Source organism: Nocardia rhizosphaerihabitans (assembly GCF_014646295.1).
Taxonomy (GTDB): domain Bacteria; phylum Actinomycetota; class Actinomycetes; order Mycobacteriales; family Mycobacteriaceae; genus Nocardia; species Nocardia rhizosphaerihabitans.
In genome coordinates this window covers 762,422-786,577 of the sequence record NZ_BMNE01000003.1, presented here as the reverse complement: position 1 = coordinate 786,577, position 24,156 = coordinate 762,422, and the positions used below count along the sequence as shown (strand labels likewise).

Sequence of the window (24,156 nt, the reverse complement as noted above, 5' to 3'; positions counted from 1 at the left end):
CGGTGGGACCGGTAGCCGTGCGATGATCTGCCGCATGAAAGGTCAAGCGAACACCCCGCGGCTGCTCGGCTTACTCGGTGGCGTCGCTGTCCTACTGCTGATCACCAACTGGAGCCCGATGCGTGCCGTGGCCTACGCCGTGATCTGGTCGATCGCCGCCGTGGTCCTCGTCGTCCGGGACCGGCGCCGCTCCGCCGAGACGGTAGTCCCCGAATCGAGGTCGTGAACGGGAGCTGAGTGCCCGCGAAACGCCTGGACTCGGTGCGGGGGCGACCCTAGGATCGGCGGATCATGTTCGGGCAGTGGGGGGATTTGCCGTGTCGACCGTACTCAGGGGCTCGAGCTGGGTCGTGTCCTTCGTTCCGCTGCTCTCGCTCGGCTTCCTGACCTGGCCGCTGTTCACGGTCCTGGCGGTGCGGGCCCGGTCGTGGCCGGTGGCGGGCGCCGCACTCGGCTATCTGGGGTTGTTCGCCCTGGAGCTGTGGACGTTCCGGACACACGAGACAGTGTTCGACATCAGCTTGTTCCTGCTGATGGTCGCCGGCACCACGCACGCGGTGCTGGTGCGGCACTTGTGGTTTCGTCGGGTCTGGCGGCGGCCCGCGCCGGTGGAGGCCGACGTCATGGCAGTCGACTACGCCATGGTGTCGGCCGGCGGTGTCGCACCGGAACCTGTTCTGGCCGAACCTGTCACGGTCGAGGAGCCGGTGCAGCGGCTGCTCGACGAGATCGATGAGCTCGTCGAGCAGAGCATGCGCGACGGCGAGCCGCAGGTCGGCTACGACTACGACGATCCGACCTACCCGGACTGCCCGAACCCGTACTGCGACGAGCCCTGGCACGGGCTCGCGATCACCACGCGCATGGAGCGGATGCGCACCTACGGCGAGGTGGATCTCGACTACGACTATCGCGACGACGACAGTTCCGTGCTGTGTCCGGGATCGGCGTTCGAGGGGGAGTGGGAGCAGCCTTCCCATGAAGTGACGGCCGACCGGTGGGAATCGGCACCGGCTCTCCCGCCACCGGATCCGGAACCCGACCCCGTGGTGGCGCTGCGCGCTCGCGCCGACACGCTGTGGACGGCCGTCGCTCGGCCGGCGGTGCTGATCGTGGTGGCGAGCTGGCTACTCGCGATGGTGTCGATGTTCCTGGCGCCCGCGCAATGGCGCTGGCTCACCGTCGTCGTCGGTGTCATGGCGCCCCTGTGGGCAGGCTGGGTGTACGGGTGCGAGAAGCGCCTGTTCCCGGACGGGTATGCGCGGAAAAGGCTGCGGGCGCGACGATCCGCCCTGGCGGCGGTCGTGCTGATGGTGTGGGGCGGGTGGCTGCCGATGCGATGGGCGTGGGAACCACCACTCGACCCAGCCGAGGGATACTTCGCCCTGGTCATCGCGTGCGCGGTGGCCTGCCTCGGGCATGCGGTCGTGCAGATCGGCCGGGTCCGCCCGGTAGCCGGTGCATCGATGGAGGAGATGACCGAAACCGATCCGACGGCGCACGGTGAGAACCTGGTGGTCCTCGGCTTCGGCTGGATGCTGTTCGGGCTGCCGATCACCTTGCTGTTCGGCTGGATCCTGGGCTACTTGGCGTATCAGCCCGGCGCGATGTGGGCCGCGGTGGCGGTGAACGCGGTGCTCGTGCTGGCCTTGTTCATCGAGTCGGGCGCGGTGAAGATCATGACGAAAACCCGTGAGGACGGCGATCTTCCGATGATCGTGTTCCTCACGATCGGTGTCGGCGCCCTGCTGGTCTGGTCGCTGCTGCGGATCGGGGCGACACAGTTCCAGCCGTGAACTGCCCCGGTGCGGGAGGATGGTCTGGTGCTGGTCCGCATCGTGGGGACCGGGTTGCCCGGCTCGTCCTGCCGACCCGCCGGCGCCCCGGCATACACGAACATCCATGTCGGCGTGCAACGCAGGAACCGGCCGTCGGACTGACCGACGTCACCGGAAACCCGGTGTACGCGAGGGTGAAACCACCGGCCATCCGGTGGACCGCGGAATCTCAGGCGAGAACAGCTGCGCGGTCGAACGGGGGATAGCTGTCACCGCCGGTCTGCTCGGCCGCCGCGATATAGGCCGCCAACGCGTCGCGGGACCGCGCGAGCCGCTCGATCTGGTCGGTGAGGCGCTGCATCCGTGACTGCATGGCCGCCAGGAGTTCGGGGCAGCCGGGCAGCTCGGGGACTTCGCCCTCCGCGCAGGGCAGCAGGTAGGCGATGTCCTCCGAGGACAGGCCCGCGCCGAGCAGGTGCCGGATCTGGGTCACCCGCAGCACGGAATGCTCGGGGTAGTCGCGATAGCCGTTGGCGCTGCGGTCGGCCTCGAGTAGTCCCTGGGCCTCGTAATAGCGCAGCTGATGGGCGTTGACGCCCGTCCGATGACTCAGTTCCCCGATTCGCATCGAATCCCTCACTTGACCTTCACACCGGTATCAACGTTGACGATGCTCCCATGAACAACACCACCGACACACCTGTGACCGTCATCGGGCTCGGCCTGATGGGCCAGGCACTGGCCGGCGCCTTCCTCGCCGCCGGGCATCCCACCACCGTCTGGAACCGCACCGGCGCCAAGGCCGACGACCTGGTGTCCCGAGGCGCGCGACGGGCGCCGACGGTCGGTGACGCGCTCGCAGCGAGCCCGCTGACCATCGTCTGCGTCACCGACTACACAGCAGTGCGCGAACTGCTCGGCACCAGCGGTATGCCCCTCGACGGCACGACCGTTGTCAATCTGACCTCGGGCGATTCGGCGCAGGCCAGGGAAGCCGCGCGGTGGGCCGAGCAGCGCGGCGTCCGCTACCTCGACGGCGCCATCATGGGGATCCCGTCGACGATCGGAACAGCCGAGGCCGTGATCCTGCACAGCGGGCCGCAAGCGGACTTCGACGCACACCGGCCGACACTCGAAGCGCTCGGCGCCGTCAGCTATCTGGGCGCCGACCACGGGCTCGCGTCCCTCTACGACGTGGCGGGCCTGGCCATGATGTGGAGCGTGCTCAACGCCTGGCTGCAGGGCACCGCGATGCTGCGGACCGCCGGTGTCGACGCCGCGACCTATGCGCCGTTCGCGCAGCTGATCGCCACCGGCGTCGCCGAGTGGCTGCCCGGCTATGCCGAGCAGATCGACCGCGGGGAGTTTCCCGCCGAGGTGGCGGCGCTGGCGACCGATGCGCGGTCGATGGCACACCTGGTCGAGGAAAGCGAGGCACTCGGTGTCAACGCCGAGCTGCCTAGGCTGATCAAGGCGATGGCCGACCGGTCGATCGCCGCCGGACACGGCGGCGAGCAGTATCCGGTGCTCATCGAGGAATTCTCCAAGCCCTACCACAGCTGACCGTGGCCGGTGTGCCGCCCGGAGCGTGTGGGCGGCACGCCGATTCGCGGGTCACGCCGTCACAGCGCCGTGAAAGAAGAAGTCACCGAGGCCGATGGTGAACACGAGGCACCCGTAGAGCGCGTGCTCGACCGAGACGGTCAGCAGGGATCGGGTTCGGCGGTACCGTTCGGCGAACAGCCACCCGGCAGCCGCACTCAACGCCACCGACAACCAGCTGCCGAACATCAGATGCACGAACCCGAACGCGGCCGCACTGGCCACGACCATCCCGACACCGTCACCGAACACCGGCGCATAGCGGTGGAACAGGAAGGCACGGAACAACAATTCCTGCGGATACACGCTGATCAGCGGATAGAACACCAGCACCAGCAGCCAGATCAGCGGGCGCTCCCGCGGCAGATCGAACAGTGAATCCGGGCGCAGCACCGCGACCGCGACACCGAGCACAACCGCGGCCACCGCCCACAACCCGAGCATGCCGGGCAACGCGGCGCGCAGGGCATCGGCTCGCCGGAAATCGCGACGGTCGAACCCGGTCCGGGTCAGATACACCACCACACACCCGGCCACGACCAGCAGGAACGGCAGTGGGCTGACACCGCGCAGGAACACCGCGTACAGGCCGGCGATGCCGAAGAACAGTCCGACGAATTCGACTGTGAGCCATGTCTTCCGGCTGCCGAGGCCGGTATCGACGGTCATACCCCGAGACTAGCCGCGACGCCGGGATCGCGCCGCCGGCGAGTCAGGTGAGGGTGGCCAGCAGCGCGGGGAGCGCCGTGCCGATGGGTTCGCGGATCACCTCGTCGGCGAGCGCGTCGTAGGGCGTCGGCTCGGCGTTGACGATGATCAGTCGCGCGCCGTGCTCGGCGGCGATGCCTGCCAGCGACGCGGCGGGCTGGACCTGCAGACTGGTGCCGACGGCGATGAAGACCGTGCAGGCCTGCGCGATCGTCATCGCCTGACCGAGTACCTCCGGATCGAGCGCTTGACCGAACATGACCGTCGCGGTCTTGAGGATCCCACCGCAGCGCAGGCACGCCGGATCGTCCTCGCCCGCCGCGATCCGGTCCAGCGCGGCCTCGGTGGTCGTGCGGTCCTCGCACGCCGTGCAGACCACCGCGCGGGCATTGCCGTGCAGTTCCAGGACCTTGCGGTCGGGCAGCCCGGCGAGCTGGTGCAGCCCGTCGACATTCTGGGTGATCACCCGTACCGCCACCCCGGCCTCGGCCAGGGCGGTGACGGCCAGATGCGCGGCATTGGGCCGGGCGCGCCAGGCCGGGTGTTCGCCGCGCATGAGCCAGGAGCGGCGGCGGATGTCGGGGTCACGCATGTAGTAGTCGTAGGTGACCAGCTTCTCGGCGTCGGGATCGCGCTGCCACAGGCCGTTCGGCCCGCGATAGTCGGGGATACCGCTGTCGGTGGAGACACCGGCGCCGGACAGGATCGCCACGAGGGGTCGGTCGTTCACGAGTTCAAGCGTAGGTCAGCTGGGGGCTGCCCAATCTGGCTATTGCACGCTAAAGTCTGCCTGGAAGGGCACACAGTGGAAGGTGGCAGACGATGACGGCGACAGCGGTCAAGCAGCAGGTGCTCGAGCTCGGTGGGGCGTTCATGCTCTCGCGCGAGGTCAGGGACTTCGGGGACACGGTCGGGGTTCCCGGATTCCACGGCACCTACACGCGCGGGCGCGGCGGCGTTCTCGGTGACGTCGACGCCGATGTGGTCTCGGCGGCCTTCGGCTTCTTCGAACCCGGATGTGTCCGTGCCGCATGGGAATCGGTGCCGATTCCCGCCGCCGAAGCCGCCGCGGCCTACCTGGCCGCCTGTCACGACTTCGGGCGCCGCAAGCTCGCCGCCTTCGACGAGGCCGACGCCGACCGCCTCGCGCAGCTGCTGGGCCGCGTCGTCGACGCCGCGCCTTCGGCGGGGCTGCCGTTGTTCGCCGGCTGGCGCGCGATGCCCCGGCCCGGCGACGGCAGGGCCGCGCTCGTGCAGGTGAGCCACGTTCTGCGCGAACTGCGCGGTGGTCTGCATTTCATCGCCGTGACCGCCAACGGGCTGACCCCGCTGCAAGCGATCCTGATCGCGGGCTCACCGATGTCGGACGGGCCGACCCACGCGCGCCTGCTCGGCTGGTCCGAACCGTTCGACGAGGTCACCGACGAGATGCGGGCGCGCTGGGACGCCGCCGAGGCGTTGACCGACGAACTCATCGCCCCCTGCTTCGAGGTACTCGACACCGGCGAGCGCGACGAGCTGGCGACGCTGCTCACCGCTGCTCACCGGGTGATGCTGGTGCGCTGAGTCAGGAACCGATGACGTCGCGACCGCGGCCCACGATCAGCGGGTCCGCGGTGCCGACGATCGCGTCGTCCTTGTTCTCGTAGTCGAAAAGATTGAGCACGTGGCGCATCGCGTTCAGGCGCGCCCGCTTCTTGTCGTTGCTCTTGACCACGATCCATGGCGCGTAGTCGGTGTCGGTGTGCTCGAAGTTCTCTTCCTTGGCCGCGGTGTACTGATCCCACTTGTCCAGCGAGGCCAGATCCATCGGCGAGAGCTTCCAGTGCCGCACCGGGTCGACCTGACGGATCGCGAAGCGGGTCCGCTGCTCCAGCGGCGACACCGAGAACCAGAACTTCACCAGATCGATGCCGTCGTCGACGAGCATCCGCTCGAACAACGGCACCTGCGCGAGGAAGCGCCGATGTTGTTCGGGCGTGCAGAAACCCATCACCCGCTCGACACCGGCCCGGTTGTACCAGGAGCGGTCGAACAGCACGATCTCACCCGCCGCGGGTAGGTGCTCGACATAACGCTGGAAATACCACTGGGTGGATTCGCGGGCCGAGGGCTTCTCCAGCGCCACCACCCGCGCACCACGCGGATTCAGATGCTCCATGAACCGTTTGATGGTGCCGCCCTTGCCCGCGGCGTCGCGGCCCTCGAAGACGATGACGATGCGCCGGCCGGTCGCCTTGGCCCAGTTCTGCAGCTTCAGCAACTCGATCTGCAGCAGCCGCTTGTCGAGCTCGTAGTCGGTGCGCGAGAGGCGTTCGTCGTACGGGTAGCCCTCCCGCCACGTGTCGACGATCAGGCCACCGGGCTCGGTGAGCAGGACAGGATCGTCGTCGTCGCTGTCGTCGACGGAGAAGGCCGTGGTGTCGGCGAGATTCACCGCGGTGGCGAGATCGGCGATCTCGCTGAGATCGCGGGGGATCGTGCGCGTCTCGACATCGGTCATCTGCCGGACGCTAATCGACGACCGTGTCGCCGAGGTGAACACACGGTGTGGGGCGCCGGGGGCGCGGTTCCCGTGTGCGTGTCCTCGACGACATCGGCGCGCAGGTCAGGGCATACTGCGACCTGACCCACCCAGTGCTCAGCGTGGCATCCGGTGCCGCGCCGCGGAGAGGACGACGCCGATGTCCGACGGAGGTTCCTTCACCGATCAGTCCGCTGCTCCCGACGAGGAAGGCGCGCCGGGCAACCACATCATCCGGATCGCGTGCGTCGCGGCGCTGGGCGGTCTGCTGTTCGGCTTCGACAGTGCGGTGATCAACGGCGCGGTCGCCGCGATCCAGGGTGAATTCGGTGTCGACGACGCCGTTCTCGGTTTCGCGGTGGCCTCGGCGCTGCTCGGTGCGGCCGCGGGCGCGATGACCGCCGGCCGCATCGCCGACCGGATCGGCCGGGTCAAGGTCATGAAGATCGCGGCCGCGCTGTTCTTCCTCAGCGCGGTGGTGACCGCGTTCGCGCCCAGCGTCTGGATCCTGGTGATCGGGCGCATCATCGGCGGCCTCGGTGTCGGCGTCGCCTCGGTCATCGCCCCCGCCTACATCGCGGAAACCTCACCGGCGCGCGTCCGCGGCAGACTCGGATCGCTGCAGCAGCTCGCGATCGTGCTCGGCATCTTCCTGGCACTGCTCGTCGACTACGTCCTCGCCGAGATCGCGGGCGGGGCCAGCGCGACACTGTGGTTCGGTCTCGAGGCCTGGCGCTGGATGTTCCTGTCGATGATGGTGCCCGCGGTGGTGTACGGCGTACTGGCGTCGACGATTCCGGAATCTCCGCGCTACCTCGTCGCGACCCACCGCATCCCCGAGGCGCGCAAGGTGCTGACGCTGCTGTTCGGCGAGAAGAACCTCGAACTCACCATCGGCCGGATCGAGGACAGTCTCAAGGGCGACGTGAAGCCGTCGTGGAAGGACCTGCGCCGCCCCACCGGCGGGCTCTACCCGATCGTCTGGGTCGGACTGCTGCTGTCGGTGTTCCAGCAGGCCGTCGGTATCAACGTGATCTTCTACTACTCGAACGTGCTCTGGGAAGCCGTCGGATTCGCGGAGTCCCGGTCGTTCCAGATCACCGTGTTCACCTCGGTGGTCAATATCGCCACCACCATCGTCGCGATCCTGCTCATCGACCGGATCGGGCGCAGGCCGCTGCTGCTGACCGGTTCGATCGGCATGACCATCACGTTGGCCACGATGGCGGTGTGCTTCGGCACCGCCGAGCAGGTGCCGAATGCCGAGGGCACACTCGAACCGGAGTTGAGCGGCGTGAGTGGCCCGATCGCGCTGGTCGCGGCGAATCTTTTCGTCGTCTTCTTCGGCATGAGCTGGGGCCCGGTGGTGTGGGTGCTGCTCGGTGAGATGTTCCCGAACCGGATCCGCGGCGCCGCGCTCTCGCTCGCCGCGGCCGGACAGTGGGCCGCGAACTGGGCGATCACCGTGTCGTTCCCGAGCCTGAAGACTTTCTCCCTCGGCTTCGCCTACGGCATGTACGCGGCGTTCGCCCTGCTGTCGCTGCTGTTCGTGTCCCGGTTCGTGCACGAGACCAAGGGCATGTCGCTCGAGGACATGGATGCCGCGACCGGTGTCGGGAGGCCCACCTCGGCCGCGTGATCGCCTACGGGCGCACCATCTGCCGGTAGTCGGCCGGGGTCGCGCCGACCGACTCCCGGAACGCGCGATGGAACCCGGACTCGCTACCGAAACCGCAGGCCGCGGCGATCGCCCCCATCGACTGATACCGCTCCCGCTGCAGCAGCTTCTTGGCGCGATCGATCCGGATCTCCCGGATGTGGTGGGCGACACCGCCACCGCCGACGATCCGGTACAGCGTGCGCCGGGACACCCCGCACGCCGAGGCGACCGTGTCGGCGCCGAGTTCGGGATCGCACGCGTGACTGCGCAGGAAGTCGAACACCTGTTGACGCAGCACCGCCGTGATCTCCTCCGGCTCGCTCTTGCGCCGCGCCGCGGTCGCGACGGCCGCGCCGAACAAGCCGAGGGCGTGCGGGACCAGCGGGGCTGCCTGGGCAGGGTCGGTGGAGACGAGGTCGAAAAGGGAAGTGAAACACGAGGTCACGACCGGCGCGACGGTGCCGGGCCCGAAGGCCTGGGCGGTCAGTGAGCGGGTGTCGGTGACCGAGATGCTGCGCGTGGGGACCTGCACCACCAGTTCCTCGAACATCGACGTCCAGGTCGCGGTGTAGGGGCGGGTGCTGTCGAGGAAGATCAGCGTGCCCGGCTTCGCGTCGACGGTGCGGCCGTCCTGTTCGAGCACCGCCTGTCCGTCGAGGGTGATGACGCCCAGGATGCAGTCTTCGGCGTCGGCCTGCAGGTCGACAGGGCGGCGACGCGCGCGCTGGGCGTCGGCCCTGACTCTCGACAGGCCGACGGAGTTCTCCAGCGTGGCGTACTCGATCCGGGCGTGGAAGTCCGCCGAGGTCAGCGGATCGACCTGCATCCGGACATACATCGCGCAGACGCTGTCGCGCCAATAGTCGAAAGCCTCTTGGGTGGAAACGCTCTCGGTGCTGAGCACGAGGGGAGACATCCGGTCGGGCATCGGCCCAGTATCCAACGGGCAACCGCCCTTGTCGCCTGATCGTCGTGATGGCCACGATCCGGAGCGTGTCGCGCCCAGCGCACACTCACCATGCGGTGCACTCCAGTGATCGGGCATTAACTGAACGTATGTCCAAATTGGTCGATTGTTCACTTGAAGAGCACCGTTTCGGAAACTGTGTGGCCCTAGGTTCGGTTCGCACCTTCCATCCGATGCCCTCGGCGGTGCGCCGGGCGGCCGTCCCTGCCGGAGATCACAGCGCATGCCCCTGTCACGCCTCGTCGCGCCCTGCGTCGGTTCCCTCGCCGCGCTCACCCTGGCCTCCGGTGTCCTGCTCGCACCAGGGACCGCGCATGCCACGGCCGAGGACACGCTCGCGGCCACGCCGATCAGTGACGCGGCGCAGCTGTGCACCACGGGCGCACCGACATTCGACGACGTGGTGACCGCCGCGGCCTCGGTGCTGCGCGGCATGGTCGGCCCTGCCCAGCTGGCCGCCTACGACCTGCGGGTCGCCGACTTCCGGGCCGGGCTGGCGGCCGTGCGGGTGCATCGGGACGGGCTTCCGGTCCAGCCGGACAAGGTCGGGACCCGACCCGCCGAGATCGACGATCCGATCGTCACCTACCTCGTCAACGGACTCGACGCGGTGCGCACCGGCCGCATCGACCAGACGATGTCGGTGTCGCGGCTGACGGTCAGCGACGCGATCGAGGTGTTCATCCTCGCCACCGGCATCGTGAAGATCCCGGCCAGACTCGCTGCGGGCATGGTGCCCACGGTCGGGTTCTTCCTGAAACCGATTGTCGGCGCGGCGTTCAGCGGCACCAAGGCGCTGGCCCGCGCCGTACAGGGTTCCCTCGATGCCGGTTGTGTCGCGCCGAACGTCTATCCGCCGCTGGAGCTGGGTGCCGCGACCACCGAACTCGTGCAGGTACCGCAGCCGATCGTGGACCTGGCCGCGATGGTCATGACCGCCGACGGCACCTGCACGCCGATCGCCGACCTGACCCTGGCCACCGTCGTCGAGCGTTCGCGGGCGTTCCTCGACAGCGGCGCCGTGCAGATCGACACGGCGGCCATGCACCGGGCCGCCGACGATCTGCAGGTCTTCCTGGCGAGCAACCGGGTCGCCGCGGTGATGCTGATGCGCCGCTCCGACGAGCTCGGACCGCTGGTCGAAACCCTCGACATGGGCCCGGTGACCTTCCTGGCCGACCTCGGCGCCGACCTCGCCGAAGGCACCGCCCTCGACACCGTGCCGCTGGCCCAGGTGCAGGTCGAGAACGCCTTCGACCTGGCGACGCTGACGCTCGACATCACCAGCCTGTTGTTCTCCGCGGGCACCTCGATCGCCGGGTACGCCGGGGTGGCCGACGCGGTCCTCACGCCGCTGTCGATCGTGCAGAAACTGGCCTTCGCGCCGACCGATTACGGCGCACCGATCGTGCGTGGCGTCATCCAGTCGATGTGCGCGGTGTAAATTTCCCCCGATCCCTGACCAGAAGGTGAGTATCCACGTGTCGCACTCCACCACCGATTCCGCTCCGGCCGGGCTCAGCCGACGGGAAGTTCTGGCCGGCGCGGCGGGCGTTGTCGCGGGCATCACGCTCGTCGGGCTGACGCCGGCGGCGGCCGTGCCCGCCGAGGTGCCCAAGTTCGCGCCACGGGCGGGCCGCAACGCCCGGATCCTGATCACCGGTGACGCCGGGACGGGCAGCCGCACCCAGTGGGCAGTCGCCGACGCCGCTCGCGCGTTCCACGCCCGCGAGCCGTTCACGATGGCCGTCGGCCTCGGCGACAACATCTACGAATCGGGCCCCGCCGGTCCCGACGACGTGCAGTTCGCGACGAAGTTCGAGGATCCCAATGCGGGACTGGACTTCCCGTGGGCGATGGTGCTCGGCAACCACGACACCTCCGGGGTGTTCCCCGGTGACGGCGGCTGGCTGGTCCGCGGCAACCACGAGGTCGAGTACCACGCGAAATCGCCGCGATGGTGGATGCCGAGCCGCTACTACTCGGTGCGGGTGCCCGAACAGAACCCGGTGGTGGAGTTCTTCGTCCTCGACGTCAACCCGCTCGCGGCCTACATCCCGCCGCTGCTCGACCCGTACTGGTCGGTCGACGGGCAGTACATGAACGAACAGCGCGCCTGGCTCGACCGTGCCCTCGCCGAGTCCACCGCGCAGTGGAAGATCGCGTGCACCCACCACCCGTACCTCAGCAACGGCCCGCACGGCGACGCCGGAAACTACGAGGGCCTGCCGATCGAGCCGATCAACGGTGTGCACGCCAAACGGTTCTTCGAAGACCACGTGCTGGGCAAGGTGTCGTTCCTGCTCTCGGGCCACGACCACACCCTGCAGGTGCTCGAACCGACCACCGCGTCGAAGGGCACCCGCCAGATCATCTCCGGCGCGGCGGGCAAAACGGCGAGCGGCCACGCCGCGGCCGGATCGGGACACCCTGCCCTGTACGAGACCCAGCACGAACTGGGCTTCATGGTCATGGACCTCACCCCGGACAAGGTGAACCTGCGCGTGGTCACCGTCGACCCTGGTTCGGGCGCGGGCACCCAGGTCTTCGACCGCCGACTGGCCTGATCGACGGCGATCCGCTGCCCGCAGGAGGATGATCGGGGGATGGGCTTCTACACCGACCGGATCCTGCCCCACATCGTCGACACCGTCTGCGGGGTGGCCAACAACGACTCCTTGCGCCGCCGCGCCTGCGCCGGCCTGCACGGTGAGGTACTCGAAGTCGGGTTCGGGTCAGGGACCAATGTCGGGTTCTACCCGGACGCGGTGGAGCGAGTCCGTGGCGTCGAACCCGCGGACACCGCGTGGAAGATCGCGGCGAAGCGGGTCGCGGCGAGCCGGGTGCCGATCGAGCGGGCCGGACTCGACGGTCAGGCGCTGCCGTTTCCGGACGCGACCTTCGATACCGCGCTGTCGACGTTCACCTTGTGCACCATCCCCGATGTCGCGACCGCGCTGGCCGAGATCCGCCGCGTGCTCAAGCCCGGCGGAACACTGCACTTCGTCGAACACGGCCTCGCTCCCGACGCGTCGGTCCGGACCTGGCAGCATCGCCTCGATCCGATCCAGCAGCGGATCGCGGGCGGCTGTCATCTCGTGCGGGACATCCCCGGATTGATCAGCGACGCCGGCTTCGAGACCGTCGAACTCGACCGGTTCTATCACCCCGGCGCACCGAAAGCCTTCGCCGCATTGTCGTTGGGTGTCGCGCGCTGACACCGGTTGAAATCACGCCGAACGCATGACTGGGCGCGGGGACCGGGCGGCGATAGCGTCCGGGCATGACCAGTCAGCTCACGACGTTGAACGAGATCTCCCATGCCACGGCGAAGGCGGTGGCGACCGATCCGGCCAACGCGCACTTCGTGTTCCGGGCGGCGGGCGTCACCGAGGGCGCGGTGGGCAGCGTCGTCACCGCCCGCTCGCACACCGTGCGCGTCGACGAGCCGCCCGCGCTCGGCGGCGCGGATGCCGCGGCCAATCCGGTGGAGGTGTACCTGGCGGCGTTGATCTCGTGCCAGGTCGTGACCTACCGGTTCTGGGCGCAGCGGCTCGGCATCGCCGTCGACGACATCGCGATCACCGCCGAAGGTGATCTGGATGTTCGCGGCTTCTTCGGCATCGACGACGCGGTGCGCCCGGGATTCCAGGCGGTGCGGGTGACTGTGCGGATCAGCGGTCCCGAAACCGAGCAGCGCTACGCCGAACTGCAGCAGGCGGTCGACGCGCACTGCCCGGTGCTCGACCTGTCGACCGGTGTCACCCGGGTGAGTACGACGCTCGAGATCGGCTGAACCGCAGGCACGGCCGGGATTCGTTCCAGGACGCCACCGGCGAACACATCGTAGAGCGGCAGTGTTTCGAGGTGGACGTAGCCGATGTGGCAGTCGCACACCGCCAGCGGGCACGGTCGTGGTGTCAGTGCCGCGCGGTAGGAGCCGTCGTAGAGGTTGCCCAGCGGGGTGCGGACGAAATGGCAGCGTCGGACCTCGCCGTCGCCGTCGACCGAGATCACCGAGGAACCGGTCCGGCAGGCGGCGCCTGCCGAGCGGTGCGGGTGTCTGCTGAACGGGAACAGGGCATCGATGGCGGTCCACCGCGCGGCGTGGTCGTCGGTGTAGGTGTGGCCTTCGGCGGCGTTGACCCAGAGATAGACGTGGTCGGGGAGGTCGGCGCGTAGGCGGCGGGCGTGGTCGAGGTGTTCGGGCAGGCCGACGATGCCGACGCTGAACCGGATTCCGGTCTCGGCCAGGCGTTCGGCCTTGTCGAGGAACCGGCGATACGGCGTCTGGCCGGGGTGATAGGTGCACCAGAGGGCGAGCGTGTCGGGGTCGGCGTCGGCGGTCCAGTCGATGCGGCCGCTGAGATTGGTCTGGATGGCGACGCGATCGATGTGCGGGCGGTGGGACAGCTCGATCAGGGCTTTGCGGTACCACGACCGCACCAGGCCCTCACCCCACGGCGTGAACAGCACCGACAGGCGGTCGTCGGTCTGTGCGTGCGCCCAGTCGGTGAAACGGCGCAGGGCGGCGCGGTCCGCGCGCAGTTGCCCGGTGGAGTCTCTGCGTTTGGCGAACGGGCAGTACGGGCAGTCGTAGTCGCAGGACGAGAGCGGGCCGCGGTACAGCAGTGTCAGGTCCACGGTCAGCGCAGCTCGTAGGCGGCCATGGCGGCACGGACCGCGGGGGAGAAGAAGTCCGGGCCGATGGCATCGGAGTAGGCCAGTCCCTCGGCGGACAGTTGCAGCAGGTCGGCGCCGGAGTCGGCGAGCCAGCCACGCTCGGCGAGTGTGTGCAGCTGGTCGCCGAAGTCTTCCCAGGGATCGGTGCCGAAGCGGTGGCGGTAGTCCGCGACCGAGAGGCCGTCGGCTTGCAGCAGTGACTGAAGCAGGTGCCTGCGGGCGGCTTCGTCGCCGTCGATCACCCGGCCGTGCAGCGCCGAGCCGAAATCGGTTGTCGCGACGTAGGTGTCGATGATGCCGCGGACCTCGCGCATGTCGACGGCGTAGTCGAAGGAGTAGTGCAGGGTGCTCGTGTAGGAGCGGGCGCCGCAGCCGAGTCCGATCATGCCGTCGGTCTGGCAGGCATAGTCGTCGGGGCCCTGCGGCGGGGCGTCGCGGCGGCGGAACATGCGCATGGACACCTGCTCGTAGCCGGCGGCCAGCAGGTGATCGCGGCCCTGGGCGTAGCGGGCGAGCCGGTCGCGATCCCAGTCCTGTTCGGCGACAGCGGGATCGGCGTGCCTGGCCAGCCCGGTCAGCGGACGCACGTACAGCGGGTAGAGGTAGATCTCCTCCGGTCGCCATGCCAGCGCCGCGTCGAGGGACACCTGCCAGCTCGCGGCGGTCTGACCGTCGATGCCGTAGATGAGGTCGATATTGAGCACGGGAATGCCCGCGTCGCGGATACGGCCCAGTGCGGCTTCGACATCGGTGCGCCGTTGCGGGCGCACCGCCGCGCGGGCCTCCTCGTCGATGAAGCTCTGCACGCCCAGACTCAGGCGGGTCGCGCCGCGATCGGCCAGCACGGCCAGGCGGTCGGCGGTCGAGGTGGCGGGGGATGCCTCCACCGAGAGCGGGATCGCGCGCAGGTCGGCGCCCATGATCTGTTCGGCGATATCGCACAGCCTGGTCAGCTCGTCGGCCTCGAGGAAGGTCGGGGTGCCGCCGCCGAAGGCCGCGTTCGCGAACCGCAGGGGTTCGGCATCGCCGAGGCCGTCGCGGACGGCGGTGGCTTGGCGGGTGAGGGCGTCGAGGTAGCGGCCGGTGAGGCCGTCCGGGGCGCCGACCCGGGTGAACAGATTGCAGAAGCCGCAGCGCACCTCGCAGAACGGGATGTGCAGATACAGCGAGAGCGCGGACCGTGATTCGCCCGCCCACACCTGCGACAGTGCGGGTCGTGCGGGCAGTGGGCGGTAGGCGGTCTTGTGGGGGTAGGCGTAGACGTAGTTCTGGTACGGCCGGGGTAGCGCGGTGTCGATCATGGGGAAGGCTCCAGGAAGAAGTGGCTGTAGGGGACCGTCCACACGGACTCGTGACCGAGCCGGTGACCGGTGTACCCGTCGTCGCCGTAGGCGGTGCCGTGATCGGAGCACACGATCGCGAAACATCGGCGGCGTGCCCGCATCGCGTCGAAGAGCCTGCCGACATGGGCATCGATGTATTCGAGTGCCGCCGCGTGAGTTTCGCGGCTGTCTCCGGCGTCACGGGTGGCGCCCGGGAGGTGGAACCAGTTCGGCTGGTGCAGCGCCGACGCGTTGAAGAACAGGAAGACCCGCTGATCGGCGGGCACCGCCGCGACCGCGCGTTCGGCACACGCCACCTGAGCTTCGAAGGACGTCGGTGACGCGACGGAAAACTCAGGCTCCCAATGGCTTTCGGCGAACAGGCTTGGCAGCACACTGCCGAGCGCGCCCCGCTTGTTGAAGAAGCCGACGCCGCCGACGCACACGGTGTGATAGCCGCGGGCGGCGAGGGCGGTCACCAGGTCGGGTTCGTCGAAGACGAAGGTGCCGTCGGCGGTGGTCTCGCTGCCCGCGAAACGGGCCGCGAACAGGCGCGGATGCGGGCCCGGTGTGGCCGGGGTCGGCAGGAAACCGGCGAAGATGGCGTGATGGGAGGCGTAGGTGAAACTGCCCGGTGCGTGGCGTTTGTCCCAGCGTCCCTGCGGCAGATACGCCGACAGGGTGGGCAGTCTGCCCGCCGCGGCCAGTTCGGTCGCGACGTCGTAGCGCAAGGTGTCGAGGGTGAGCAGGAGTAGGTCGTCGCGGCCGACGACCTCGGTCATGTCGGGGCGCGAGAGCGGGGTGTGAGTCATCGAGACGCTCCGATCGTGGCCGCGGCGGTGAGTTGGGCGGTGTAGGTGTCCATCCCCTCGGCCGGTGTGCCCGGTAGTCCGGTCAGGCCGGGCAGCAGGTCGCCGAACGCGTTGACCTCACCGACAGCGAACCGCTGCCAGCCGAGACCGGGCAGCAGATCGACCCCGACGCACAGGGTTGCGGGAAAGCAGGCCGCGGCGCGTTCACAGATCTCCATCGCCTCGGCCCAGTGCTCGCCCGCCGCGGCACGGACCGCGGCCAGATCGCCGCGGGCACCGCCCAGATGCAGGTTGGTCAGCGGCTCCTTGCTGGTGCGGACCACGACATGGGTGGCGCGGCCCGCGATGACAACAACCCGCAGGTCGGCGGACCGTCCGCCGATGGTGGCCTTGGGGATCCAGCGTTCGAGGTGCAGGCCGTCGGGTGCGAGCCGGTCGACGATCGCGGCGATCTCGCGTTCCTCGCGGTACCGGCGCACCCGCAGCGAATTGTGCAGCGCCCCATCGGAGCTCACCTCGACCGAAGTGGTCGCCTGCCAGCGGCCCGACGCGGTCGACTCGATCGCCAGCACCCCGGAAGCCGACGAGCCGTGCGCGAGTTTGACGAACACCCGCGCCATCCCCGCCTCTCGCATCCGAGCCCGCACGTCGGACCAGCCGCGCAGCGGCCCGGCAGGTGACGACGGCACCGGCACCCCCGCCTCGGTCAGGCGTGCGTGACAGCGCCGCTTGTCGAACAGGACAGCGAGATCGGCCGGGTCGTCGAGTCGATACCCGCCACGCAGCGAACCCACCGCCGCGAGGAATTCGGCGTACCAGCGCGCCGAACCTTCCACGCGGGTCGGCTCGTCCACTCCGCGCAGCAGCGCGTCCACCGCCGGGTTCTCGCCCGGCGAATCCAGCCGGACGAATTCGTCGTCGGCGAAATCATGACCGCCGTCGGTCAGGACCGAAAGCCACTCCACGACTCGCGGAGCGCGAAACCCGGCGGCGAGTGCCGCCTCGGTGAACAGCCGGACCCGCCGGTTCTCGGCGTTGCCGACCACCACCCATCGCACGTCAGCTCACTCGCCGACCGAGACGAATCGCCACACCGAACCGTCGTCGTCCTCGTCGGAATAGGCATCGTCGGTATCGAGGTTCAGCTCGACACCGGCCGCGGTGAGGGTGTCGGCGAGGCGGGCGCCGATCTCCTTGCTGACGTAGTTGTGGTGCAGGTCCAGCGATTTCAGATGGGTCAGCGGCTGGCCGCCGAGCAGGGCGGCGGCGCCGTCGTCGGTGAGCACACCCATCGACAGGTCGAGTGCGTCGAGGCGGGCGACCACGGGCGCCGAGGCCACCGCTGCGCAGACGGCGTCCTGGATCTCACTGTTGCGCAGGGCCAGCCGCTTCAGACTGGGCAGTTGATCGCCGGCCAGGATCGGCGCGAGATCGGTGACATCGGCGTCGCCGCCGTATTCGGAGGTACCCAGCCACAGTTCGAGGTCGCGCAGCGATGGCAGCTCGCTGGCGGCGACACCGCGGACCACCGCGACCGGCAGACCACCTGCCTGCACCTTCAGGGTGCGCAGGTTCTCGTGGCGGACCGCGGGGAATTCGAGCCGCTCGCCACCGCGCACGCCGAATTCTTCGAGCTGGGGGAACGCGTCGAGCAGCCTGGTCACCTCACCCTGGTTGATCCAGGAGATCTCGCACTCCTCGCCGATGATGTCGCCGACGAACAGCGCGCGCAGGGCCGGAAGCTGTTCGCGGGCAGCGATGATGGCGTCGATGACGTCATCGGGGCGGTTGTCGTAGGCATCTGCCCACGAACCGACGATGATCGCGCGAACCTGCGCCGGGTCGACGGTGTCGAGGAACCGGCCGAATGCCTCCGGCCACGTCTCCTCGGCGTCGTAGGGGTTGACGCTGATCCGCCATGCGACCCCGTCCGTGGCGGGCAATCGGCTCAGGGCGACCGCCTGCGCAGCGGCGTCCTTCGCCGGGTCAGGGAACTGGTATGCGGGCAGACCGCCCAACCCGCGCAGATGTTCTCCGATGGACATGTATGTTCCCGCCCCTTCTGGCGTGGTGACCCCGTGTGACAGCTGCGTTTCTACCAAGCGCCACCGACAATCCGCGCGCCGGGCCGAGTTGTCGGCACCTGCCGCTACCGTCCACGCCACGGCAGCAGTCGCGGGCCGTGACGGGAGGAAATTCATGTATCGACAAGGCGATGTGCTGATCGTGCCGCTGACCGAGACCGCGGTGCCCGACAGCGCCCGCGCGGCACACGGGGAGAAGCGTGACGGCCGGGGCAGGCTCGTCCTGGCGCTGGGTGAGGTGACCGGGCACGCGCACGCGATTCCCGGGCCCGGCCGGTTGATCAGGGAGGCAGGGGTTTTCGGCCCGATGCTGCTGCACCTGCCCGAAGGCGGGCGCGTGGTGCACGAGGAGCACGCGGCCATCGGCTTGCCCAAGGGCTGGTACCGGGTGGTCCGGCAGCGCGAATACGTGCCCGGTTCCGTGCGGGTGGTGGCCGACTGATGATCGAGGGGAATACGACGATGGCAGAGCTCGACTGGCGCGCGATCGCCGCCGCCACCGGCCCTGGTGACCGTGCCACCGCCGAAGCGGGTGTGCGGCTCGCCTATTCGCGGGCAGGGCTGCCCGAACCGGAGCAGATCCTGTGGGCCCGATCGCCGTTGGAGGCGGTACGGATACTGATCGCGGGAATCGAAACCGGTGCACCGGTGCGGGAAGCCGTGCGCAGCGGACCCTGGGCGGCCGAACGCGCCCGGCTGCACACCGAACTCGGCGCGCACGGCTACAGCGCGCACTGGCGGGCGACCGGCGCCGACCTGTGGGAACTCACCACCACCGTCGTCGACCGTATCCGCGCCGGCGTCGTCGAGACGGCGGCCGGTGATCGCAACCAGGAACGACAGATCCGGGTCCTGCTGCTCGATGCCGTGCTCGGCCAGCACGAGGCGGCCTGGCTCAGCGCCTACGACACCGCGCCCGGACGACCGCTCGACGGCGTCGCCGCCGTCGCCGCGGAAGCCGGCTGGTGGTGGCCCTACGAGAAGGTCGCGATCATCTCCGAACGTCCGCTCGCGCTGCACCGGGACGAAGCCGGACGCCTCGATCGCGCCGACGGCCCCGCCCTGGCCTACGCCGACGGCTTCGCGCTGTACGCCTGGCGCGGCATGCCGGTGCCCGCCGAATTCCTCGACAGTCTCGACTCGTTGACGCCGCAGCGGATCCGCGACGAGGACAACGCCGAACTGCGGCGGGTCATGCTCGAGCACTACGGCTACGACCGCTACCTCACCGAATCCGACGCCCGCCCCGTCCACCGCGACGACACCGGCATCCTGTGGCGGATCGCCCTCGACGGCGACGAGGACGTGGTGATGGTCGAGGTGGTCAACTCGACACCGGAGCCGGACGGGACCAACCGCACCTACTGGCTGCGGGTTCCACCGACGACCCGCACCGCGCGGGAGGGCGTCGCCTGGACGTTCGGGCTCGCCGCCGACGTGTACGAGCCTGTCCAGCAGACCTGAGCGGCGTCAGCGTGCCGCTGTCGTGGTGAGGAATTCGCTGATTGCGGCCGCGACGGCGGCGGGCTGGTCGAGCATCGACAGGACGTAGGCGTCGTCGATCTCGACCAGCCGGGCGTGGGGGATGAGGGCGGCCAGGCGGCGGCCGTGCTCGCGCGGCATCACCTTGCCCGCCGACGACCAGAGAATCAGGGCTTCACCCGGGAAGTGCTGGAGCGCTTCGGTATTCGCGATCAGGGTGTGTTTGTCATAACCGGAGCGCATGTAGGCGAGCACGTCGGCGCGGATGCCGGGGTCACGCAGGCCGGGTTCGGTCCACCTGTGGACGAGGTCGTCGGGGAGAGGGAATTTGGCCATCCAGCCGAACAGGAGGGGATTGCTGCGGAGCCGGCGGATGCGGAGCTGGCGCAGTGCGAGGCTGACACCACCGGGCAGGATCGAGGCGAGGATCGCGGTCTTGCCGGGCAGGCCGGGCGGGAAGTTGTCGAACGCTTCGCAGGGCAAGACGATCAGGCGGCCGACGCGCTTGTCCAGGCCGTAGGCGGTGAGGAACAGGGCACCGCCCCAATCGGAGTGGACGAGGGTGACATCGCTCAGGTCGAGGGCGGCCAGGAAGTCGGCGATGAGCTGGTTGAGGCCGCGCAGGCTCAGGTCGGTGCCGGGGCGCAGCGGTTCGGGATGTGCGCCCAGCGGCAGGTCGGGCAGGACGTAGCGGAAGCCGGCCGGCAGCAGGTCGATGACCGAATCCCAGACGGTGTGGTTCATCAGCAGGCCGTGCAGCAGGACGACCGGCGGGCCATCGCCGTGTTCGCGGTAGTGGATGCGGCCCGCGGGCAGTTCGACGGTCGGCATGGAAACCTCCAGACGTTAGAGCGAATGCTCTAGTGCGTTTGCTCTATTCTGGAGCGGTGAGCGAGAAGATGTCAACGACGACGCGGGATCGCCTGGTCGTCGCGGTCGGGGAGTTGATGCGCACCCACGGGTACAGCGCCATCACCGTCAAACAGATCACCGCGGCCGCCGCGGCGCCGATGGGGTCGCTCTATCACCACTTTCCGCACGGCAAGGTGCAGATCGCGGCCGAGGCGCTGCGCAGCTCGGGCGCGGCCTATATCCAGTTGCTGCCGCTGCTGATGGACCCGCACGACGACCTGCGCGCCGCCGTGCCCGCCGCCTTCGCCGATGCGGCACGCACACTCGAGGAGTCCGGGTGGATCAACATGTGCCCGGTCGGCACCGTCGCGGGCGAGATCGCCGACAGCGAACCCGCGCTGCGTGAGGTCGCCGCCGAGGTCGTCACGGACTGGATCGACAAGGGCACAGCGTATTTCGTGGGCCGCGGGCTGGATGAGCCGCAGGCGCGTGACCTGATCCTCGGTGTGCTGAGCAGCTTGGAGGGCGCGTTCGTGCTGGGCCGGACACTGCGTTCGACCGAACCGCTGCTCGCGGCGGGTCAGGCGATATCGTCTCGGATCGACACGCTGCTCGCCGCCCGCGACCGCACCGCATCCCGGCCGGGGTGAGAGTTACTCGAGGATGATGCGGGCCACCAGCGCGTTGTGGTCTGCACCGGGCAGAGCGACCGTCTCCACGGATGTAGCGTGTGCGCCCGCGAGCAGGACATGGTCGATGCCGACCAGCGGTGGCAGCCGTTTGTCGGTCGGATAGGTGACCAGGTGTCCGGCACCGGCCTGCTCGGCGGCATCGGCGAAACGACCGGACGCCATCGCGCGGAAGCGGGTGTGGTCGTAGGTGGCATTGAAGTCGCCGCCGACGATCACCGGGCGATCCGCGGGCGACCGGCGCAGTACGGCGTCGAGCCGGGACAATTCATCGGCCCAGACATCGGTGTCGTACACCGGCGGGACGGGGTGGAAGGCGTAGACCGAGACCGGCCCGACCTCCGGCACGGTGGCGGTAGCCGAGATCTGATTGAGGACGTAGCCGTCGTATTCGACGGTGTCCGACAACGGATACCGGCTCCAGATCCCGGTCCCGCTCGCCGTCTGGCCGGGCGCCAGATAGCGATACGGCAGCAGTTGGTCGAGCCCGGCGGCGCCGAGGGCGGTGACGGCGGCGCGGGTGAGTTCGTTGACGGTGAGCACCGCGACATCACGGGACCGCACCGCCTCGACGAGCGCGGACGGGTCGGCGCCGTCGAACAGCAGATTGGCCTGCATGACCGTGATCGGGTGCCCGTCACCGCCGGCACCGGCGATATACAACGGCGCCTGCGTCGCCACCCCGACCGCCGCCACGACCACCGCGACCCCGGTCGCGACCCACTGCCGGGTCGCCGCGAACCCCACCGCACCGACGATCGCACCGATCATCAGATACGGCGAACCTGATGTGGCGAGCACCAACGGCTCCGCCGACCATCCGGTGTAGTGCAGCGCGACACCGAGCGCGCCCGCCAGCGTCGCGGCGCCTGCCAGCACGGAGGTACCGACCCGAACGACCCGCGATCTCATCGCCACAGCCAAACACGCGGCCCGGTGGACGCGCTAATCCGGAATTCCGCTCAGCGCGAGTTGTAGTCGCCAGCAGCGGCGGAATCCGCGCGCGCCAGGGGAGATGGCGCGGGGGAGGCGGCAGGGGTGGTAGGAAAGGGGACGTGTCGGCATCTGGCGAGAGTTCTGGTTCGAACGAACGGTCCCGCGCGGTGGACGAGGTGGTGGAGCTGGTCAGTGCGCTGATCCGGTTCGACACCTCCAACACCGGTGAGCTGGCGACCACCAAAGGCGAGCGCGAGTGCGCCGAGTGGGTGGCCGCGCAGTTGCAGGAGGTCGGGTACGAGACCGAGTACGTCGAATCGGGCGCGCCCGGCCGCGGCAATGTGTTCGCGCGGTTGAAAGGCGCCGACTCCAGCCGCGGCGCCCTCATGATCCACGGACACCTCGACGTCGTGCCCGCCGAAGCCGCCGACTGGAGTGTGCACCCGTTCTCCGGCGCGGTCCGCGACGGCTACGTATGGGGTCGCGGCGCGATCGACATGAAGGACATGGTCGGCATGACGCTGGCCCTGGCCCGCCAGTTCAAGGCCGAGGGCACGGTGCCGCCGCGCGATCTGGTGTTCGCGTTCCTGGCCGACGAGGAGAATGGCGGCAGGTGGGGGTCGCAGTGGCTGGTCGACAACCGGCCCGATCTGTTCGACGGGGTCACCGAGGCGGTCGGCGAGGTCGGCGGGTTCTCGCTGACCGTACCGCGTCCCGACGGCACCGAACGCAGGCTCTACCTGGTGGAGACCGCGGAGAAGGGGCTGGGCTGGATGCGCCTGCGGGCCAAGGCTCGCGCCGGGCACGGCTCGTTCCTGCACGACGACAACGCCGTCACGATCCTCGCCGAGGCCGTCGCCCGGCTGGGCAGGCACACGTTCCCGGTGGTGCTCTCGGATTCGGTGGCCGAGTTCCTCGCCGCCGTCAGCGAGGAGAGCGGGCTGCAGTTCGACCCGGAAGGCCCCGATATCGAGGGCCAGCTGGCCAAGCTCGGCACCATCTCCCGCATCATCGGCGCCACCCTGCGTGACACCGCCAATCCGACGATGCTGCAGGCGGGATACAAGGCCAACGTCATCCCGCAGACCGCCGAGGCCGTCGTGGACTGCCGGGTCGTGCCGGGGCGCCAGGCCGCGTTCGAACGCGAGGTCGACGAACTGATCGGCCCCGACGTCGAACGCGAGTGGATCACCAAGCTCGACTCCTACGAGACCACCTTCGACGGTCACCTCGTCGACGCCATGAACGACGCGGTGCTCGCCCACGACGCCAACGGGCGCACCGTGCCCTACATGCTCTCCGGCGGCACCGACGCGAAAGCGTTCGCGCGGTTGGGTATTCGCTGCTTCGGCTTCGCGCCGCTGCAGCTGCCGCCGGAGCTGGACTTCACCGCCCTGTTCCACGGGGTGGACGAGCGGGTGCCGGTGCAGTCACTGGAATTCGGCACCCGGGTACTGGAACACTTCCTCCTGCACAGCTGAGCACCGACGCCACGAATCGGAGAACCCATGAGCTACAACCCGTATGACGCACTGCCGCAGGTTCCGTCGTTCACCGTCACCTCCACCGACATCACCGATGGTCAGCCGCTGGCCAACGACCAGGTGTCCGGGGTGTTCGGGGCGGGCGGCAAGGACATCTCGCCGCAGCTGAGCTGGTCCGGCTTCCCGGAGGGCACCCAGAGCTTCGCGGTCACCGTGTATGACCCGGACGCCCCGACCGCGTCGGGCTTCTGGCACTGGGCCGTCGCCAACATCCCGGCCTCGGTGACCTCCCTCGACGCCGGTGCGGGCAGCGAAGGCGGGACACTGCCCGCCGGTGCGGTCACGCTGCGCAACGACGGCGGCTTCCCCGGCTTCGTCGGCGCCGCGCCGCCGCAAGGCCATGGGCCGCACCGGTACTTCGTGGTGGTGCACGCCGTCGACGTCCCCGAGCTCGAGGTCGGGCCGGACGCGACACCCGCCTACCTCGGATTCAACCTGTTCGCCCATTCCCTCGGCCGGGCCACCCTGATCGGCACCTACGAGCAGAACTGAACGCAAACGGCGGTGGGCCCC

The 24,156-nt window shown here is 69.2% G+C and carries 26 protein-coding genes; 14 read left to right on the top strand and 12 right to left on the bottom strand.

Features of this window, described 5'->3' with window-relative positions; genetic code table 11:
- Positions 1 to 34: 34 nt before the first annotated feature.
- Both IEY60_RS16430 and IEY60_RS16425 read left to right on the top strand, forming a co-directional pair.
- Entirely contained in the window at positions 35 to 226 is a 192-nt protein-coding gene (locus tag IEY60_RS16430; RefSeq protein WP_189028929.1) for a hypothetical protein, read from the top strand.
- 91 nt (positions 227 to 317) lie between these two features.
- The gene (locus tag IEY60_RS16425) at positions 318 to 1,796 is read left to right on the top strand and encodes a hypothetical protein (protein WP_189028927.1); all 1,479 of its coding nucleotides are present in this window, start codon (positions 318 to 320) and stop codon (positions 1,794 to 1,796) included.
- Positions 1,797 to 2,007: 211 nt separating this feature from the next.
- Here the strand turns inward: IEY60_RS16425 and IEY60_RS16420 are convergent, their stop codons facing one another.
- Positions 2,008 to 2,406, bottom strand: a complete 399-nt coding sequence (locus tag IEY60_RS16420) for a MerR family transcriptional regulator (RefSeq protein ID WP_189028925.1) — start codon at positions 2,404 to 2,406, stop codon at positions 2,008 to 2,010.
- 50 nt (positions 2,407 to 2,456) lie between these two features.
- Here IEY60_RS16420 and IEY60_RS16415 point away from each other — a divergent pair, with 50 nt between their 5' ends.
- A complete protein-coding gene (locus IEY60_RS16415) occupies positions 2,457 to 3,341 on the top strand; it encodes an NAD(P)-dependent oxidoreductase (RefSeq protein WP_189028923.1) in 885 nt (294 codons plus the stop codon).
- Between the two features lie 51 nt (positions 3,342 to 3,392).
- Here the strand turns inward: IEY60_RS16415 and IEY60_RS16410 are convergent, their stop codons facing one another.
- Positions 3,393 to 4,049 carry a CPBP family intramembrane glutamic endopeptidase gene (locus IEY60_RS16410; RefSeq protein WP_189028921.1) on the bottom strand — a complete coding sequence of 219 codons (657 nt, stop codon included), beginning with the start codon at positions 4,047 to 4,049 and terminating at the stop codon, positions 3,393 to 3,395.
- 43 nt (positions 4,050 to 4,092) lie between these two features.
- Positions 4,093 to 4,818, bottom strand: coding sequence for an SIR2 family NAD-dependent protein deacylase (locus IEY60_RS16405; protein ID WP_229739883.1), 726 nt, complete (start codon positions 4,816 to 4,818; stop codon positions 4,093 to 4,095).
- Positions 4,819 to 4,910: 92 nt separating this feature from the next.
- On the opposite strand from IEY60_RS16405, the gene IEY60_RS16400 reads away from it, so the two are divergent.
- The gene (locus IEY60_RS16400; RefSeq protein WP_189028919.1) at positions 4,911 to 5,654 is read left to right on the top strand and encodes an SCO6745 family protein; all 744 of its coding nucleotides are present in this window, start codon (positions 4,911 to 4,913) and stop codon (positions 5,652 to 5,654) included.
- Between the two features lies 1 nt (position 5,655).
- On the opposite strand, the gene ppk2 is transcribed toward IEY60_RS16400, so the two are convergent.
- Entirely contained in the window at positions 5,656 to 6,591 is a 936-nt protein-coding gene (ppk2, locus tag IEY60_RS16395; protein ID WP_189028917.1) for a polyphosphate kinase 2, read from the bottom strand.
- 181 nt (positions 6,592 to 6,772) lie between these two features.
- Between ppk2 and IEY60_RS16390 the strand changes: the two genes are divergently transcribed.
- Entirely contained in the window at positions 6,773 to 8,251 is a 1,479-nt protein-coding gene (locus tag IEY60_RS16390) for a sugar porter family MFS transporter (protein ID WP_189028915.1), read from the top strand.
- A gap of 4 nt (positions 8,252 to 8,255) precedes the next feature.
- Here the strand turns inward: IEY60_RS16390 and IEY60_RS16385 are convergent, their stop codons facing one another.
- A complete protein-coding gene (locus IEY60_RS16385; protein WP_189028913.1) occupies positions 8,256 to 9,200 on the bottom strand; it encodes an AraC family transcriptional regulator in 945 nt (314 codons plus the stop codon).
- A gap of 262 nt (positions 9,201 to 9,462) precedes the next feature.
- On the opposite strand from IEY60_RS16385, the gene IEY60_RS16380 reads away from it, so the two are divergent.
- From IEY60_RS16380 to IEY60_RS16365, 4 genes are all read left to right on the top strand, one after another.
- Entirely contained in the window at positions 9,463 to 10,683 is a 1,221-nt protein-coding gene (locus IEY60_RS16380; RefSeq protein ID WP_189028911.1) for a hypothetical protein, read from the top strand.
- A gap of 37 nt (positions 10,684 to 10,720) precedes the next feature.
- Positions 10,721 to 11,806: a metallophosphoesterase gene (locus IEY60_RS16375; protein ID WP_189028909.1), complete on the top strand. Its 1,086-nt coding sequence runs from the start codon at positions 10,721 to 10,723 to the stop codon at positions 11,804 to 11,806.
- 39 nt (positions 11,807 to 11,845) lie between these two features.
- Positions 11,846 to 12,457 carry a class I SAM-dependent methyltransferase gene (locus IEY60_RS16370; RefSeq protein WP_189028907.1) on the top strand — a complete coding sequence of 204 codons (612 nt, stop codon included), beginning with the start codon at positions 11,846 to 11,848 and terminating at the stop codon, positions 12,455 to 12,457.
- Between the two features lie 65 nt (positions 12,458 to 12,522).
- Positions 12,523 to 13,035: an OsmC family protein gene (locus IEY60_RS16365; protein ID WP_189028905.1), complete on the top strand. Its 513-nt coding sequence runs from the start codon at positions 12,523 to 12,525 to the stop codon at positions 13,033 to 13,035.
- Here the strand turns inward: IEY60_RS16365 and IEY60_RS16360 are convergent.
- Genes IEY60_RS16360 through IEY60_RS16340 form a run of 5 tightly spaced genes read right to left on the bottom strand, consistent with a single transcriptional unit; the run spans position 12,939 to position 18,101 of the window.
- Positions 12,939 to 13,883 carry an STM4011 family radical SAM protein gene (locus IEY60_RS16360; RefSeq protein ID WP_189028902.1) on the bottom strand — a complete coding sequence of 315 codons (945 nt, stop codon included), beginning with the start codon at positions 13,881 to 13,883 and terminating at the stop codon, positions 12,939 to 12,941. The genes IEY60_RS16365 and IEY60_RS16360 overlap by 97 nt on opposite strands.
- 2 nt (positions 13,884 to 13,885) lie before the next feature.
- On the bottom strand, positions 13,886 to 15,223 hold the full coding sequence (locus IEY60_RS16355; RefSeq protein ID WP_189028900.1) for an STM4012 family radical SAM protein: 1,338 nt from the start codon (positions 15,221 to 15,223) through the stop codon (positions 13,886 to 13,888).
- Positions 15,220 to 16,056 (bottom strand): STM4013/SEN3800 family hydrolase, encoded by an 837-nt coding sequence (locus IEY60_RS16350; RefSeq protein ID WP_229739882.1) that lies wholly within the window; start codon positions 16,054 to 16,056, stop codon positions 15,220 to 15,222. The genes IEY60_RS16355 and IEY60_RS16350 overlap by 4 nt, the downstream gene beginning before the upstream one ends.
- Complete coding sequence (locus IEY60_RS16345) at positions 16,053 to 17,114, bottom strand: STM4014 family protein (protein WP_189028898.1); 1,062 nt, start codon at positions 17,112 to 17,114, stop codon at positions 16,053 to 16,055. The genes IEY60_RS16350 and IEY60_RS16345 overlap by 4 nt, the downstream gene beginning before the upstream one ends.
- A gap of 6 nt (positions 17,115 to 17,120) precedes the next feature.
- The gene (locus tag IEY60_RS16340) at positions 17,121 to 18,101 is read right to left on the bottom strand and encodes an STM4015 family protein (RefSeq protein ID WP_189028896.1); all 981 of its coding nucleotides are present in this window, start codon (positions 18,099 to 18,101) and stop codon (positions 17,121 to 17,123) included.
- Between the two features lie 154 nt (positions 18,102 to 18,255).
- Between IEY60_RS16340 and IEY60_RS16335 the strand changes: the two genes are divergently transcribed.
- Both IEY60_RS16335 and IEY60_RS16330 read left to right on the top strand, forming a co-directional pair.
- The gene (locus IEY60_RS16335) at positions 18,256 to 18,582 is read left to right on the top strand and encodes a DUF8820 family protein (protein ID WP_189028894.1); all 327 of its coding nucleotides are present in this window, start codon (positions 18,256 to 18,258) and stop codon (positions 18,580 to 18,582) included.
- A gap of 20 nt (positions 18,583 to 18,602) precedes the next feature.
- Entirely contained in the window at positions 18,603 to 19,604 is a 1,002-nt protein-coding gene (locus tag IEY60_RS16330) for a DUF6745 domain-containing protein (RefSeq protein WP_189028892.1), read from the top strand.
- Positions 19,605 to 19,610: 6 nt separating this feature from the next.
- On the opposite strand, the gene IEY60_RS16325 is transcribed toward IEY60_RS16330, so the two are convergent.
- On the bottom strand, positions 19,611 to 20,453 hold the full coding sequence (locus tag IEY60_RS16325; protein ID WP_189028890.1) for an alpha/beta fold hydrolase: 843 nt from the start codon (positions 20,451 to 20,453) through the stop codon (positions 19,611 to 19,613).
- Between the two features lie 56 nt (positions 20,454 to 20,509).
- On the opposite strand from IEY60_RS16325, the gene IEY60_RS16320 reads away from it, so the two are divergent.
- Positions 20,510 to 21,124, top strand: a complete 615-nt coding sequence (locus IEY60_RS16320) for a TetR/AcrR family transcriptional regulator (RefSeq protein ID WP_229739881.1) — start codon at positions 20,510 to 20,512, stop codon at positions 21,122 to 21,124.
- Between the two features lie 3 nt (positions 21,125 to 21,127).
- Here IEY60_RS16320 and IEY60_RS16315 read toward each other — a convergent pair whose 3' ends face one another.
- Positions 21,128 to 22,075 carry an endonuclease/exonuclease/phosphatase family protein gene (locus IEY60_RS16315; protein ID WP_189028888.1) on the bottom strand — a complete coding sequence of 316 codons (948 nt, stop codon included), beginning with the start codon at positions 22,073 to 22,075 and terminating at the stop codon, positions 21,128 to 21,130.
- 143 nt (positions 22,076 to 22,218) lie between these two features.
- Here IEY60_RS16315 and IEY60_RS16310 point away from each other — a divergent pair, with 143 nt between their 5' ends.
- Together IEY60_RS16310 and IEY60_RS16305 are read left to right on the top strand one after the other, a co-directional pair.
- Positions 22,219 to 23,580: a M20/M25/M40 family metallo-hydrolase gene (locus IEY60_RS16310; RefSeq protein ID WP_189028886.1), complete on the top strand. Its 1,362-nt coding sequence runs from the start codon at positions 22,219 to 22,221 to the stop codon at positions 23,578 to 23,580.
- A gap of 27 nt (positions 23,581 to 23,607) precedes the next feature.
- On the top strand, positions 23,608 to 24,135 hold the full coding sequence (locus tag IEY60_RS16305) for a YbhB/YbcL family Raf kinase inhibitor-like protein (protein WP_189028884.1): 528 nt from the start codon (positions 23,608 to 23,610) through the stop codon (positions 24,133 to 24,135).
- Positions 24,136 to 24,156 lie beyond the last annotated feature (21 nt).

Bases quoted from the DNA above. Each gene is read 5' to 3' on its own strand.
- IEY60_RS16430 (WP_189028929.1), top strand. From the start codon at position 35: ATGAAAGGTCAAGCGAACACCCCGCGGCTGCTCGGCTTACTCGGTGGC.
- IEY60_RS16420 (WP_189028925.1), bottom strand. From the start codon at position 2,406: ATGCGAATCGGGGAACTGAGTCATCGGACGGGCGTCAACGCCCATCAG.
- IEY60_RS16415 (WP_189028923.1), top strand. From the start codon at position 2,457: ATGAACAACACCACCGACACACCTGTGACCGTCATCGGGCTCGGCCTG.
- IEY60_RS16410 (WP_189028921.1), bottom strand. From the start codon at position 4,049: ATGACCGTCGATACCGGCCTCGGCAGCCGGAAGACATGGCTCACAGTC.
- IEY60_RS16400 (WP_189028919.1), top strand. From the start codon at position 4,911: ATGACGGCGACAGCGGTCAAGCAGCAGGTGCTCGAGCTCGGTGGGGCG.
- ppk2 (WP_189028917.1), bottom strand. From the start codon at position 6,591: ATGACCGATGTCGAGACGCGCACGATCCCCCGCGATCTCAGCGAGATC.
- IEY60_RS16390 (WP_189028915.1), top strand. From the start codon at position 6,773: ATGTCCGACGGAGGTTCCTTCACCGATCAGTCCGCTGCTCCCGACGAG.
- IEY60_RS16385 (WP_189028913.1), bottom strand. From the start codon at position 9,200: ATGCCCGACCGGATGTCTCCCCTCGTGCTCAGCACCGAGAGCGTTTCC.
- IEY60_RS16380 (WP_189028911.1), top strand. From the start codon at position 9,463: ATGCCCCTGTCACGCCTCGTCGCGCCCTGCGTCGGTTCCCTCGCCGCG.
- IEY60_RS16370 (WP_189028907.1), top strand. From the start codon at position 11,846: ATGGGCTTCTACACCGACCGGATCCTGCCCCACATCGTCGACACCGTC.
- IEY60_RS16365 (WP_189028905.1), top strand. From the start codon at position 12,523: ATGACCAGTCAGCTCACGACGTTGAACGAGATCTCCCATGCCACGGCG.
- IEY60_RS16355 (WP_189028900.1), bottom strand. From the start codon at position 15,223: ATGATCGACACCGCGCTACCCCGGCCGTACCAGAACTACGTCTACGCC.
- IEY60_RS16350 (WP_229739882.1), bottom strand. From the start codon at position 16,056: ATGACTCACACCCCGCTCTCGCGCCCCGACATGACCGAGGTCGTCGGC.
- IEY60_RS16340 (WP_189028896.1), bottom strand. From the start codon at position 18,101: ATGTCCATCGGAGAACATCTGCGCGGGTTGGGCGGTCTGCCCGCATAC.
- IEY60_RS16335 (WP_189028894.1), top strand. From the start codon at position 18,256: ATGTATCGACAAGGCGATGTGCTGATCGTGCCGCTGACCGAGACCGCG.
- IEY60_RS16330 (WP_189028892.1), top strand. From the start codon at position 18,603: ATGGCAGAGCTCGACTGGCGCGCGATCGCCGCCGCCACCGGCCCTGGT.
- IEY60_RS16325 (WP_189028890.1), bottom strand. From the start codon at position 20,453: ATGCCGACCGTCGAACTGCCCGCGGGCCGCATCCACTACCGCGAACAC.
- IEY60_RS16315 (WP_189028888.1), bottom strand. From the start codon at position 22,075: ATGAGATCGCGGGTCGTTCGGGTCGGTACCTCCGTGCTGGCAGGCGCC.
- IEY60_RS16305 (WP_189028884.1), top strand. From the start codon at position 23,608: ATGAGCTACAACCCGTATGACGCACTGCCGCAGGTTCCGTCGTTCACC.